We start from the raw sequence: 13398 nt of genomic DNA on the forward strand, positions 1-13398 counted from the left end.
AAGTAGGGTGGAGCACGTCGAGGTCTTTCGGGATGGCGAGCGTGAAGAACTTCCATCATCCGGGAGACCTCGACCCCTACCCAGCCACCGACGCGCTCAACCGACTACACCCTCGTTCGTGAAGAGCCCCATAACACCTCCCATTCACTAGTTAGCTAAGTTGCTTACAAAATGGGTAAAAAAGAGAACCCGACTCGTAGCGAATGAATTACGCGGCGAGCTTCAGGTTCTTGATGCGGATTGCGGCAGCCTGCTTAGAAACCTCGAAAGTCCTAGCGAGTTCCCGGACAACACGGCGCTTGCGTCGCTCATCCAATGATCGCCAGCCTTCGGGGGCAAGCTCGGTGAATGCCTGCGAGAACGGGTCGCGGGGCATGAGCAGCGCAGCCCCGAGGTAGTTGGCTTGGAACTCGGCGCGGTCTACCTTGTTGTCGGCGCGAACGCCCTCCGAGGTAGTAGTGAACGGGCGATACCCTGTTCCTCCCTTGCACTTCATCCGAGGGTCTCGGTAGTAGATATGCCGATGCAGGAGGAGGTGAGCGTACTCATGGGCAATCGTGAAACGCAGTCGACTGTCCGGGGAGTCACGCAAGGCATCGTCGTCGATAACGATTGTTCGTTCTGGAAAAACGATGTCAACCCTTGCGCCGGTAGACTCGAAGACAGGGATGGACAGCTCCTGGAAGATCGACATTCCAAGCACGCTGCCGTCCGACGAAAGCCGCTGATAGTCCAGTGCCGCTCCCAGGTGAAACTCGGCGAAGCTGTCGACGTCGAGCGGGATAGGCGCCACCAGTTGAGCGCCACCGGCGAATTTCTCGAGCTCCTTCTCTGCGCGAGCCTCGAGTCGCTCCTTACTGAGGTATTTGGGGTCAAGGCTCACTGGTCAGCTTCCCCGCCTTCAATGATGTCGATGATGTCCCGCCACTGCTGGTCACTCAGGTCATGTTCTTTCGCCCGGCGAAGAGCGACGCGAGCCATGTCGGTTTGCATAATGTAGCCCGACAGGTCGGTAGACACCTGGTTCTCGCGAGTCAATGCTGCCAGGTCATACATCCGCTCCCTCTCGGAGCGGGAGAGTCGCAATGTCTCGGCGATGTCCCCCAGCTTGCCGTCCGGGGCAGCGCGGCGCCCTTTCTCGATGTCACTCAGGTATGGAGCGGTCACACCGATGGCGTCCGCGAATTTGCGCATGGTTAAGCCCTGCGTCTTCCTATGTGCTTCCAGGAAGGCACCGAAGCTCTCTGATTTGGTCATTGGAACAGCCTCCTCACGTCTGTTAGCAACTAAGCTAACACGTGAAGTTAACTGGTGCAAGTCTACGGATCAGGAGCCGTCTCGCTGGCTGTCCTCGTGCCGGGGTCGGTTGAGACGGTCGTGGATGAGCGGGAGCAGGATCGCGTCCACGTCGGCGCGGAAGGCTTTGTCCGACAGGTACTTCATGGAGAAGTCGTGATTCTGGGTCATCCGCGCCAGCATGACGTCGGGCATCTTCTCGTCGTAGATGATCTTGAACAGGTCGAGCGGATTATGGGCTCGCAGCTGGATCTCGTTGTCTTGGGCGAGGTCGTCGGCGACCTGTTCGAGCACTTTGTCCATGTTGGTGAACTCGGTGCCCCATCGTTCGTTGAGGGAGTCGAGGATCTTGGAGAGTCGCTCGCGGTCGTCTTCGGTGGGCATGCCCAGCTTGGGCGAGTTGTTCAACTCACCCACCTGGTCTTGTAGGTCGATGGAACCCTCGTAGACCGACTGGAGCCGGTAGTACTGCAAGGTGACCTCATCATCCAGGTGTGGGGCAGGGTCGCCGTCGATGTGGAGCTTGCGGGTCAGCAGCTTCGCGTATGCGGCGAACTTATGCAGCTGCTCGTCGTCGAAGCGGATGATGTGGGTCAAGAACTCGTAGTTGCGGTTGAACTTGTTGAACGCCGAGCGCACCTCGAGCTTTTCCTCATCGTCAAGCGCGTCGAAGCGGCCGACCGCAGGGTCGAGGTAGGCGTTGAGCCTGCCGAAGTCGAGGTTGGTCTGCTGCTTTTGCTCTCTGAAGAACACGGTCGCGAATCCGTCGATCTCTTCGTCTCGCCACAGCTGGTAGGAGGCGATCAGGTGGTAGAGGTCGTAGACGATGTTCGGGTCGGTTTCCTCGCTGATCGAGGTCGACACGTAATAGTCTTGGAACGCCGCCTGAATGTCGTCAGCGCTGTTGACGAAGTCCAACACGAACGTATCTGATTTGCCCGGGCACATCCGGTTGATCCGCGACAGGGTCTGCACGGCCTTGACCCCGTGGAGCTTCTTGTCCACATACATGGTCTGTAGCAGGGGCTGGTCGAATCCGGTCTGGTATTTCTCGGCCACCAACAGGATCTGGTACTCACCGGTGTCGAACCGATCGGGCAGCTCGGCTTCGGGGAAGCCGTTGAGTTGCTCCTCGGTGTAGTCCTGCCCATCGTCTTCGACGGTGCCGGAGAACGCCACCAGCACACCCAGGTCGGTGTAGCCCTTGGCTTTGATGTAGTTGGCGAACGCGAAGTAGTAGCGCACAGCGTGCAACCGGGAGCCGGTCACCAGCATTGCCTTGGCTTTGCCGCCGATCTTGTGCGCCACGTTGCTGCGGAAGTGCTCGATGATGATCTCGGCTTTTTGCCGCAGATTGTGCGGATGCAGGGCTAAGTATTTGCCCAGCGCCTTGTTGGCCTGCTTCTTGGCGTACTCCGGATCCTCAGCGGTGGCCTTACCAACCTTGTAGTACGTCTGGTAGGTGGTGTAATTTGCCAGCACGTCGAGGATGAATCCTTCCTCGATCGCCTGCTTCATCGAATACACATGGAACGGGCGCGGCGTGCCACCAGGAGTCGGGGTGCCGAAGATTTCGAGGGTCTTCTGCTTCGGGGTGGCCGTGAACGCGAAGAACGATAGGTTCGCCTGCCGTCCATGGGTCGCCATATCCGCCGCGATCTGTTCGTCAACCTCGAGCTCCTCGGCCTCTACCTGAGCCTCAGCTCGAGCGTAACGATCCAGCAGCTCTGCCTCGGACTCCTGACCCGCTTGGACAGTGTCAGCCAGCACCTGCTTGAGCCGCTCAGACGCCTGCCCGGTCTGCGACGAGTGTGCCTCATCCACAATCACCGCGAACCGCTTCCCAGCCGTCGCGATGTTGGACACGTCAACGAACGGGAACTTCTGCAACGTCGAAATGATGATCCGAGCACCCCGACCCAGCGCATCAGTGAGCTGGCGGGCGTTCTTATCAACCTTTACGACGACGCCTGCTGTGTGATCCATCGAAAACACCGTGTCTTGGAGCTGCTTATCCAACACGCGCCGGTCGGTGATCACGATGATCGAATCGAACACCACCCGCTGCTGGTCGTCGTGCAGATTCGATAAGTGGTGAGCGAGCCACGCGATCGTGTTCGACTTGCCCGAGCCCGCCGAATGCTGCACCAAATAGTTGTGCCCAGCACCGTTCGCCTTCGCGTCCGCGATGAGTTTGCGGACCGCATCGAGCTGGTGGAAGCGCGGGAAGATCACCTTGTCTTTCGACTTCGCCGGACGCCCCTCAGGGGTCTTGCCGGGCACGAACTGCACGAACCGGTGCAGAATGTCGAGCAACGAGTCTTTCGCAAGCACCTGCTCCCACAAGTAGGACGTCTTGAACTTGCCCTCCACCGGCGGATTACCAGCACCGTTGCTGAAACCACGGTTGAACGGCAGGAACACCGTATCTTGGCCGGCAAGTTTCGTAGTCATCCACACCTCATCGGTGTCAACCGCAAAGTGTACCACCGCGCGTTTACCCAGGGCGAAGAGCTTTTCCGACGGGGAACGGTCCATCTTGTACTGTCGGATCGCATCACGATAGGTCTGCCCAGTCAGCTGATTTTTCAACTCGAGTGTCACCACTGGGATGCCGTTCACCAACAGCACCGTGTCAACCGAGTTCTCGTTACGCGTTGAATACCGTAGCTGGCGCACGATGCTCATCTCGTTCGCCCAGTACTTTTCAGCAAGAACCTCATTCAAGTCGGTGCCGGGAGCGAAGTACACCAGCTTGAACCGAGCACCCACATCCTCAATGCCACGGCGCAGCACGTCGATCACACCACGCTGATCAAGCTGCGCAGCGACACGCTTCAGAAACTTCTGCTCCGCGTTACCCCGGTAAGTGCGTTCCAGTTTGGCCCATTGATCCGGTTGCGTTGTTTTCACGAACTCAATCAAGTCAGCTGGATACAGGCACAGCTCGCGATCAAAACCCTGCGGGTCACGCGTCTCAAACCGGTCAAAATCCGATCCCTGGGTAGTCAGCCAGTATTCGATCTCGGACTCAAACCTGCGCTCCGACGTATCCATCATGCCTCCTCACTAACGCGGACCTTGCCCGTCACCACATCGTTAATAACCTGCTTGCGATACCGCCTCAACAACTCAACCTGACGATCCAAATCGGTAATCAAACCATCGATCCCTTTCAGCCGTTGAACAAGGTAATCAACGATTTGCCTTTGCTCTTCCACCGGAGGAACAAATAGTGGAATATTTCGGAGCGCCTGTACCTTAAAGTCCCATTGATCTGTGCGAATTCCGTAAGAATCCCTGCCAAAGAAGGGAATATATGCTTTTGACCGTATAGCCCAGTTGAAGAATTCAGAATCCACGGAAGACGCTAAATCGAAGGTGTAATACGCAGGACTGACAATCCCGTCATACAGCGACACTCCATATGATCCTTGCCAAGCCTTCATTTTGTTCATAACAAATTGACCGTTCCGAACTACCAAATAACCACTCAAATCATCTGGTAGACGGTTGTTGTTATCTGGCGACCCTTCAAGTTCACGATCTACAACCCCACGCTCACGTTCAACAGAAAGAACTCTCCAGGAAGGCTCACCCTTACGCGATTTACGGGTCAACAGAGATTTCAGAGAACGAGAATGCCAGCTATTTGGAATCTTCCCAATCCAGTCAATACCGCTGTCTTTCATTGGAGCGTTAGTGTCGAGGCCTTTGGTGACGGTGTGGGCGATCAACTCACGCTTGTAACGCTCCAACAACTCAACCTGACGATCCAAATCGGTAATCAAACCATCGATCCCTTTCAGCCGTTGAACAAGGTAATCAACGATTTGCCTTTGCTCTTCCACCGGAGGAACAAATAGTGGAATATTTCGGAGCGCCTGTACCTTAAAGTCCCATTGATCTGTGCGAATTCCGTAAGAATCCCTGCCAAAGAAGGGAATATATGCTTTTGACCGTATAGCCCAGTTGAAGAATTCAGAATCCACGGAAGACGCTAAATCGAAGGTGTAATACGCAGGACTGACAATCCCGTCATACAGCGACACTCCATATGATCCTTGCCAAGCCTTCATTTTGTTCATAACAAATTGACCGTTCCGAACTACCAAATAACCACTCAAATCATCTGGTAGACGGTTGTTGTTATCTGGCGACCCTTCAAGTTCACGATCTACAACCCCACGCTCACGTTCAACAGAAAGAACTCTCCAGGAAGGCTCACCCTTACGCGATTTACGGGTCAACAGAGATTTCAGAGAACGAGAATGCCAGCTATTTGGAATCTTCCCAATCCAGTCAATACCGCTGTCTTTGTAGTGTTCGTAGGCATCCATTTAGTTCACCTGCTCGTTGAATAGTTTGGCGATGGAGGCTTGGATTTCGGCTCCGAGGGTTTGGATTTCGGCCAGGGTTTGGGTGGGGTTGCCGAGTTCTTCGTACTGGTAGAAGTAGCGGGTGAAGGGGATCTCGTAGCCGATCTTGGTCTTGTCGGGGTCGACGTAGGCGTCAGCCGCGTAGGGGATGACTTCGCGTTGGATGTAGGCGTCGATGTCTTCGGCGAGCGGGATCTGTTCGGTGTCACGTAGCGCCGGGTCAGGTTCCGGGTTGCCCTTGGCGTCGCGGCAGATGTCTGCGGTCGGATCGGTTTCACCCAGGGCCGTCACGATTGCTTTTAGCAGCGGGGCACGCACAGCCAACCCAGCGCCCTTGAAGGCACTCTTGAGTACGGCCGTGAACTCGTCTCGGTTCTTCCACACCTGCTGCCCGTCGAGGGTTTCGAGGGTATCGATGATCGCCTGTTGGGTCTTCTTGCCGTCCTTGATCTCTTGGCTACGGGCGGGTTCGCTGCGTTTCTTCGAGGTGGCCAGATTCTTGAACGGGGTCTGCTCCCAGAGTCGCTCGATTCGTTCGGGTGTGGCGGTGAAGTTCAAACGTAGCGGACGTTCCACCGTGACTTCATGGAAGCCGAACTCGCAGGTGTCAAAGATCTTGGAGTGCTCGTCCTCGGTGAAGTCGCCGTAGATGCGCGCGATCTGGGCGATGTTGTCCTCGGTCAAGTATTTGCGTTTTTCGCCGAGCGGTTTGCGCATCCTGGCGAAGAGTCCGGTGGCGTCGATCAGTTGCACCTTGTTTTTGCGGATTGACGCTTTACGGTTGGAGAGCACCCAAACGTAGGTGAGGATACCGGTGTTGTAGAACATCTGGTCAGGCAGGGCGATGATGGCTTCCAGCCAGTCGTTTTCAAGAATCCAGCGGCGAATGTTCGACTCACCTTGCCCAGCCGAGCCGGTGAACAGCGGCGATCCATTGAACACGATCCCGATCCGAGTGCCCGGCGCGTTCTGGATATCAGCCGGATCGTAGGGCTTCATCTTCGAGATCATGTGTTGCAAGAACAGGAACGACCCGTCCGAAATACGCGGCAGACCGGCACCGAACCGGCCCTTCCACCCTCGCTTCTCGGCTTCGTCTTTGATCGGGTCGGCGTACTTCTTCCATTCCACGCCAAAGGGCGGGTTGCACAGCATGTAGTTGAATGTTCGTCCAGCTGTTCTGTCAGCGGTCAGCGAGTTGCCGAAGTAGATGCGTTCGGCGTCGTCACCTTTGATGAGGATGTCGGACTTTGCCACCGCGTAGGTTTGCGGGTTGAGTTCCTGCCCGTACACCTCAATCCGCGCCCCTTCGTTGAGCTCGTGGGCTCGTTCAATCGCGGCAGAAAGCATGCCACCGGTGCCGACCCCTGGGTCATACAGCGACGCCATGAAGCCGGGCTCGCAGATCGCGTTCATGTCTGGGCCGAACAGCACCTCGACCATGAGCTGGATGACTTCACGCGGGGTGAAGTGCTCACCTGCGGTTTCGTTCGACAGTTCGTTGAAGCGCCGGATCAGTTCTTCAAAGATCGAACCCATATCCTCGTTGGAGACCGCTGCAGGTGAGAAGTCTACGGCTGGGTCGGTGAAAGCATCGACGATTTGGTAGAGCAGATCGGAGCGATCCAGCCGATCGATCACGGTGTAGAAGTCGTAGGACTTCAGCACGTCGCGGGCGTTCCGCGAAAAGCCCTCCACGTAGGAGCGCAGGTTGCCCTCCAGGTTGTCAGGATCGTTCTTGAGCGTGTGCAGCGTGAACCTGGAGGCGTTCCAGAACGGATAGCCGGTAGCTCTCGCGTATTGGATGCGCTTGACCTCAGCCGGGACACCCTTCTGGTCACGGATTGCAAGCACGTCGGTCTTCGTGTCAACGAGCACGGAGTCGAGTCGGGTGAGCACCGTGAACGGCAAGATCACGTCTCCGTACTCGTGCTCCTTGTAGTCACCGCGCAGCAGGTTGGCGATCTTCCAAATGAAGCTGACATAGTTCGTTGTTTTCTCAGTGCTCATTCGGGTCAACTCCATCTTCCATCAATCGCTCGTAACGCTCATGCGACATGACCACCACGAGAGGCTTTCCGTAACGCAACACGTAGGCCACATCGTCACCATCAGCCACTTCCTTGAGCAGCTTCGATGCCTGACCACGTCCAAGGTCGCCGATGTTGATGTGCTTCATCGACTTCTTCGCCGTACGCTTCCGCACCATCGCCTCCTTCACCACGAGTTACCGTCAACGCCTCATTTTACCATAAATGCATGCAAAATATCGTCACAATATGCGCGAGATACTACATGTAATTTTGCATGTGATTCTTCGTGAAGATGGAGACATGCGCGCGAGCCAGGACGCCCCACAAGGTCGAAGGTGGGAACGGTCTTATCAATCACAATTGAGGGCACGCCCCCTCGCCAGATATCCGCTAACGCAAGCCCACCAGCAGACCCCCTCAACCAGAAATATGCACCAATCCAACGGGAAGATCGGGGACGAGCACCCGATTACTGAACCTCCAGCACGCCAGCGAACAACCCCAGAAACGACAAAACCCCTGCTCAACAGGGATTCAAGGGCTAAAGTGGTTTTTATCATTTTCGACGTCTAAGTATCCACGGGTTTCCGCCTGGACGGTGCCGGTACCTCAACCGAGGAACCGGCGCCATCTTGCTAGAAGCATGCTTTCTTCGATCGGTGCGCGCTTCTCAAGCGCAGGGAAGCACGCACCAGCAAGCTGAGGCCGTGGCCAACTATCCGTAGGCCGCACAGCAGAGGGCCCTGGTCTAAGACAGCGGTCCCTCATCTGAGGTCGCGGCGCGCCCAGCGCCTCCCCTACCTCAGTCCAAGCCCGCTCCCCGACCTCACTCTTCCGGCAACCCGCGAACTCGCCGGTAGCTCCACACCGCCATCGCGGCAATGAGGTCCAGGGGAATCGGCTGATCGAAGGGAATCTGCACCGCACCCTTGGAGGTCTTGTACGGCGCCAATTCCTGGACGAAGTGCTCGTTCGTCTCCGGGCCGGGATAGATCCCCAGGTGCTTCTTCTACGCCGCGAAGTGGATCATGACGCTACCCAGCGCCGACTCGCTCAGCCGTGCCGGCTACGTGTTCGCCGGGTGGAACACCGCCGCTGACGGCTCCGGCACCACCTACGCGGCCGGCTCGACCATCCCCGCGCCGGCCGACTCCAGCACGCTCTACGCCACCTGGACCGCCCTGCCCGCCACGATCACGCTCAACGTCGGGCAGGGCACCCTCAGCGGCGAGAACACCATCACCTCCGCCACCGGCCAGGCCATCACCCTGCCCGACGCCACGCAGGTCACCCGCACCGGCTACACCCTGGCCGGGTGGGCCGATGCCGAGGGCACGCTCGTGACCAGCCCCTATACCGTCCCCGCCGGCGGAGCATCGCTCACCGCCCAGTGGGTGGCCCAGTCCGCCAGCATCCAGATCAACGCCAACGGTGCCACCGGGTCCGTCGCGCCGCTGACCGGCGTCGCCAACGGCACCGTCACCCTGCCCGGCGCAGACGCACTCACGCGAGAGGGCTACACCTTCACCGGCTGGAACACCGCCGCTGACGGCTCCGGCACCTCCTACGCCGCAGGCGAGAGCGTCACCCTCTCGGCGACGTCACGCTCTACGCCCAGTGGACGCGCAGCGCCACCTCCGATGGCGTCGGCAACCAGGCCTCGGCCACTGCGAGCGTCACCGCCACTGACCAGGCCACCGCGTCTACCTCCGGGTCCGCCACCGGGTCCACCGTGGCCAGCCTGGCCAAGACCGGTGCCAGCGTGCTCGGTGGCCTCGTCGCCGTCGCCGCGCTGGTTGGCGGCGGACTGGTGCTCATGCGGCGCCATCGTCAGGACTGAGGCACAGTAGACCGCCACGAGCCGGGCAAGCCCGGCCGCTGGCCCTCACAGGTGTGGGGCCCGTGCTCTGACGAGTGCGGGCCCCACATGCCTGCACCCGGCCGAGCCTCGCTCCCCTCGGCCGGCCCGGCGTGGCGTCAGTCGATCTCCACGATCACCGGCACGTGGTCCGAGGCGCCCTTGCCCTTGCGCTCGTCACGATCGATCGCCGCGTCCCTCACCCTGGCCGCCAGCGCCGCAGAGGCGTAGACGAAGTCGATACGCATGCCCTCGTTCCGGGGGAACCGGAGCTTCTGGTAGTCCCAGTAGGTGTAGTTCGTGACCCGCGAGCGCGTGACCTCCTCCATGCCCACCTGCTCGAAGGCCACGAAGGCCGCCCGCTCCGGGCTCGACACGTGAGTCGCCCCCTCAAAGGCCACCATGTCCCACACGTCCTCATCGCGCGGGGCCACGTTCCAGTCGCCCACCAGCGCCAGCGGGAGGCCCGGGTCCTCGCTCAGCCAGGCGGCCACGTCCTCGCGCAGGGTGCGCAGCCAGTCCAGCTTGTAGGTGTAGTGCGGGTGGGTGAGCTCGCGGCCGTTGGGGACGTACAGGCTCCACAGCCGCACCGGGGCACAGGCGGGCGCTGCGGCGTCAGGTGCGGGCGGCGGCGTCGACCCTGCTGGCTGGCCGCCCACCGTCACGCCCAGGGCACGGGCCTCGACCACCGCGCCACCCAGGGACGCCGACTCCCAGGTGGGCTGGCCGGGGAAGGAGGTCTCGACGTCCGTCAGACCCACGCGCGAGGCGATGGCCACGCCGTTCCACTGGTTGAGGCCGTGGACCGCCAGCTCGTAGCCGGCCGCCTCGAAGGGCTCACGCGGGAACTGCTCCGGCTTGCACTTGATTTCCTGCATCGCCAGGACGTCGATGTTCTCGCGGTCCAAGAAGGCCATGACGCGGTCGACGCGGGTGCGGATGGAGTTCACGTTCCAGGTAGCCAGGCGCATGCGGTCAGGCTAGCGGAGAGGGGAGGGTTGGATCGGGGACGCTGGGGCGAGGTGGCCTGTGAGCAGGTGAGGCCAGGGTTCGGGCGGGGACGCTGGGGTTGGGGCCGTCGCTTCAGGTCCTGAACAGTCGGCTTCTGGCTGCGAGATTCAGCAGGGCCGTCGACTTAGGCCATCAACAGTCGATTCCGTGGGAAGCACCTTGGGTATCCGACTGTTCACGGCCTGAAACGACGGAAGAGGGGCAGGTGAAAGCATCAGATCGACGGTTCAGGGCCTGAAGCGACAGGAGAGGGGAGGAAGATCCGGCCCTTCTGCCGCAGGCGGGCAGCGGCGCCTAGGCTCGGGGCATGGGAACCGCACTCATCACCGGCGCCACCAGCGGAATCGGGCTGGAGCTCGCCTGGCAGCTGGCCGCCGCTCAGCACGACCTCGTCCTCGTCGCCCGCACCGCCTCACGCCTTGAGCAGGTCGCCGAGGAGCTGCGTCAGCTCGCCGGCATCCAGGTCCAGGTCATCGCTGCCGACCTGTCCGAGCCCATCGGCATCGAGGCCGTCGCACAACGCCTACGCGTCGCACGTCCCGCCGGTCCGCGCCCTGCCGAGGTAGCCCAGCGCCCCGTGGACCTGCTGGTCAACAACGCCGGATTCGCCGTCGGGCAACGATTCGTGGGCGGAGATATTGAGCAGGAGCGCCGCGCGATGGCCGTCATGGTGCGCGCCGTCATGGAGCTCACCCACGCCGCTCTGCCCGGGATGGTCGAGCGCGGTCACGGCGCGATCCTCAGCATCTCCTCCGCCACCGCGCTCACCGCCATGGGCACCTACGCCGCGCACAAGGCCTGGGTCCGCACCTTCACCGAGGGCCTGGCCTCCGAGCTGCGTGGGACAGGGGTGAGCGCGACCGTCGTCAACCCCGGGCTCACGCACTCCGACTTCCACGCGCGGGCCCACATGGACGAGGGCGCCTGGCCCGCCTTCGCCTGGCTCAACGCCGAAGACGTGGCGCGCCAGGCCCTGGCCGCCGTGCGGCGCGGTCAGGTGATTTGCACGCCGTCGGTCCGCTACCTGGCCGTCAACGCGGCGCTGCGTATGAGCCCGCGATGGCTTGTCCGCCGAGTTGCCGGGCACGCCTCCGTGCGCAACCAGTACTGAGCTCCGAGCTGGCCCGGCTCAGGCCATCAGCCCCCAGGCGAGCCAGCCCACCCATGCCGTCGCTGCGGCGTCGGCCAGGAACCAGGTGCACAGCCACAGCCACCCGGGCAGGTGCGTGAGCTGGGCGAGGGTGCCGTGGTCCTGGTGAGGGTCGGCGCTGCGGGCGACGTCCCCGAGCGAGCCCCACGCGCCTACGAGCATCACCAGCCCCACGCCCGCCAGGACGCCCGCGCGCCAGCTACCTCCCAGCCACCACAACGCAGTCGCCAGCGCGCCGACCGCCAGCACCACGCCGACCGTGCGCAGCGAGCGCGACATCACCAGCAGTACGAGGAGCATCACCAGCCCCACGCTGAGAACCACACCGCTCCAGCCCCGCAGCGCCGCAGCCACCACCGCCGCCCCCAGGAGCGCAGGCGCCGGGTAACTAGCCCAGGTAGTCAGTACCCGGCCGAGGCCCCGTGGCTTCCCGGCGGTCACCGCGTGGCCGGACAGGTCCTTGGACACCACGAAGCCCCAGAAACGCCGCCCCACCAGGATGCCGACCGCCGCATGGCCGGCCTCGTGGACCACGGTGACCAGAGTGCGGCCCCACCGGTGGGCTGGCGGCCAGGCAAGCGTGAGCAGGAGGATCACGAGGGCCGGCCACAGACTCACGAGCACTGCAGGCTCGGCAGGCTCGGCACGTTGGGCAACCTGCGACCACCGATCGGTCCGGCTCAGGTCCACCCAGCTCAGGTCCTTCTGGCTCAGCTCCGGCCGGCCCAGATCCGTCCAACCCGCTGCCGGCGCCGGGGCGGCGATTGCCGCGGAGGCGTGGGTCAGCAGGGCGCTCGGTGAGGCCAGAGGCAAAGAGGTGAACACGGGCGCGGTGTGGCAGGTCGGTCTGACCGCGGCCTGAGAGATCGCCGGTTCATGGCGCTGGGGGCTCCGATAGATGGGCTGCGGGGCCGGGGCGCGGTCGAGCTGGTGCTCCGGTGCGCTGCGGGGCCGGGCCGCCGTCGCGCCGGTACGCCGTCGCTGTCATGTGTGAGGGATCGTTGGTGAGCCGCGGTCGGTGAACCGTCCGGGATGAACCGTCGGTTTAGGCCGTTAACAGTCGATACCAGCGCGGGGAGCATGGCAACCGACTGTCCAGGACCTAAAGCGACAGAGGTGGGGATGGTTCTTGGGGGAAGCGACTGCCCAAGGCCTCAAGCACCGGGAACCACCTCCACAAAAACAATGCATATGAGAATCACCGATGAAGCGCCCCATTTTACTCGATGAGCAGCAATTGAACGCTCCACAATAGACGAAAATTGCGCCTGAGAGTGCACCCAGAAAATACTGTTGCCCCACCTCCCCAACAGGCCCCCTGACGGAAACCCTGAGCACATAGACGACTTCCATTCAGCAATACCCGGACGCGAACAACAATTCACTCTATGGTCGAGACACTCATCCCGACAGCGCAGTTCCACGCGAGCCAGACAGCAAAGGAGCTGTTCCGCGCAAACAGCAACCATATGGTTTTCTCAGCTCGAACCCGGGAGCATCACCGAGCTCATCGCCTTACTCCCCGGAATTCTCGCCATCGTGATCGGGCTCTTCACGAACGAGGGTGTAGCGCGGGTCTAAACCCTCCGGCTTCGAGCAGCGACCGAGCGATGTAGTGGGTGAGGTTGCGGAAGCCGAGGGCGGAGCCGCGGAGGTGTTCGAGTCGCCCGT

At 61.1% G+C, this 13398-nt stretch carries 10 protein-coding genes; 2 read left to right on the forward strand and 8 right to left on the reverse strand.

Going from position 1 to position 13398, the window contains the following annotated elements; all coding sequences use genetic code 11:
* Positions 1–208: 208 nt before the first annotated feature.
* From CYJ26_RS10265 to CYJ26_RS10285, 6 genes are all read right to left on the reverse strand, one after another.
* Positions 209–883 carry an ImmA/IrrE family metallo-endopeptidase gene (locus CYJ26_RS10265; RefSeq protein ID WP_101638387.1) on the reverse strand — a complete coding sequence of 225 codons (675 nt, stop codon included), beginning with the start codon at positions 881–883 and terminating at the stop codon, positions 209–211.
* Complete coding sequence (locus CYJ26_RS10270) at positions 880–1257, reverse strand: helix-turn-helix domain-containing protein (protein WP_004010839.1); 378 nt, start codon at positions 1255–1257, stop codon at positions 880–882. Before CYJ26_RS10270 ends, CYJ26_RS10265 begins: the two co-directional genes overlap by 4 nt.
* Before the next feature lie 69 nt (positions 1258–1326).
* Entirely contained in the window at positions 1327–4353 is a 3027-nt protein-coding gene (locus CYJ26_RS10275) for a type I restriction endonuclease subunit R (RefSeq protein ID WP_180950893.1), read from the reverse strand.
* Complete coding sequence (locus CYJ26_RS10625) at positions 4353–5636, reverse strand: restriction endonuclease subunit S (protein ID WP_101486030.1); 1284 nt, start codon at positions 5634–5636, stop codon at positions 4353–4355. Before CYJ26_RS10625 ends, CYJ26_RS10275 begins: the two co-directional genes overlap by 1 nt.
* Positions 5637–7685, reverse strand: coding sequence for a type I restriction-modification system subunit M (locus CYJ26_RS10280; protein WP_040319485.1), 2049 nt, complete (start codon positions 7683–7685; stop codon positions 5637–5639).
* Positions 7675–7884, reverse strand: a complete 210-nt coding sequence (locus tag CYJ26_RS10285) for a type II toxin-antitoxin system Phd/YefM family antitoxin (protein ID WP_006548061.1) — start codon at positions 7882–7884, stop codon at positions 7675–7677. Before CYJ26_RS10285 ends, CYJ26_RS10280 begins: the two co-directional genes overlap by 11 nt.
* Positions 7885–8736: 852 nt before the next feature.
* On the opposite strand from CYJ26_RS10285, the gene CYJ26_RS10295 reads away from it, so the two are divergent.
* Entirely contained in the window at positions 8737–9558 is an 822-nt protein-coding gene (locus CYJ26_RS10295; protein WP_006548059.1) for an InlB B-repeat-containing protein, read from the forward strand.
* Positions 9559–9685: 127 nt separating this feature from the next.
* Here the strand turns inward: CYJ26_RS10295 and CYJ26_RS10300 are convergent, their stop codons facing one another.
* Positions 9686–10537, reverse strand: a complete 852-nt coding sequence (locus CYJ26_RS10300) for an exodeoxyribonuclease III (protein ID WP_006548058.1) — start codon at positions 10535–10537, stop codon at positions 9686–9688.
* Between the two features lie 347 nt (positions 10538–10884).
* Between CYJ26_RS10300 and CYJ26_RS10305 the strand changes: the two genes are divergently transcribed.
* Positions 10885–11688 (forward strand): SDR family NAD(P)-dependent oxidoreductase, encoded by an 804-nt coding sequence (locus CYJ26_RS10305; RefSeq protein WP_006548057.1) that lies wholly within the window; start codon positions 10885–10887, stop codon positions 11686–11688.
* 18 nt (positions 11689–11706) lie between these two features.
* Here the strand turns inward: CYJ26_RS10305 and CYJ26_RS10310 are convergent, their stop codons facing one another.
* On the reverse strand, positions 11707–12417 hold the full coding sequence (locus tag CYJ26_RS10310) for a M50 family metallopeptidase (RefSeq protein ID WP_048681089.1): 711 nt from the start codon (positions 12415–12417) through the stop codon (positions 11707–11709).
* Positions 12418–13398 lie beyond the last annotated feature (981 nt).

The sequence above is a fragment of the Actinomyces urogenitalis genome (assembly GCF_002861525.1).
Lineage (GTDB): Bacteria > Actinomycetota > Actinomycetes > Actinomycetales > Actinomycetaceae > Actinomyces > Actinomyces urogenitalis.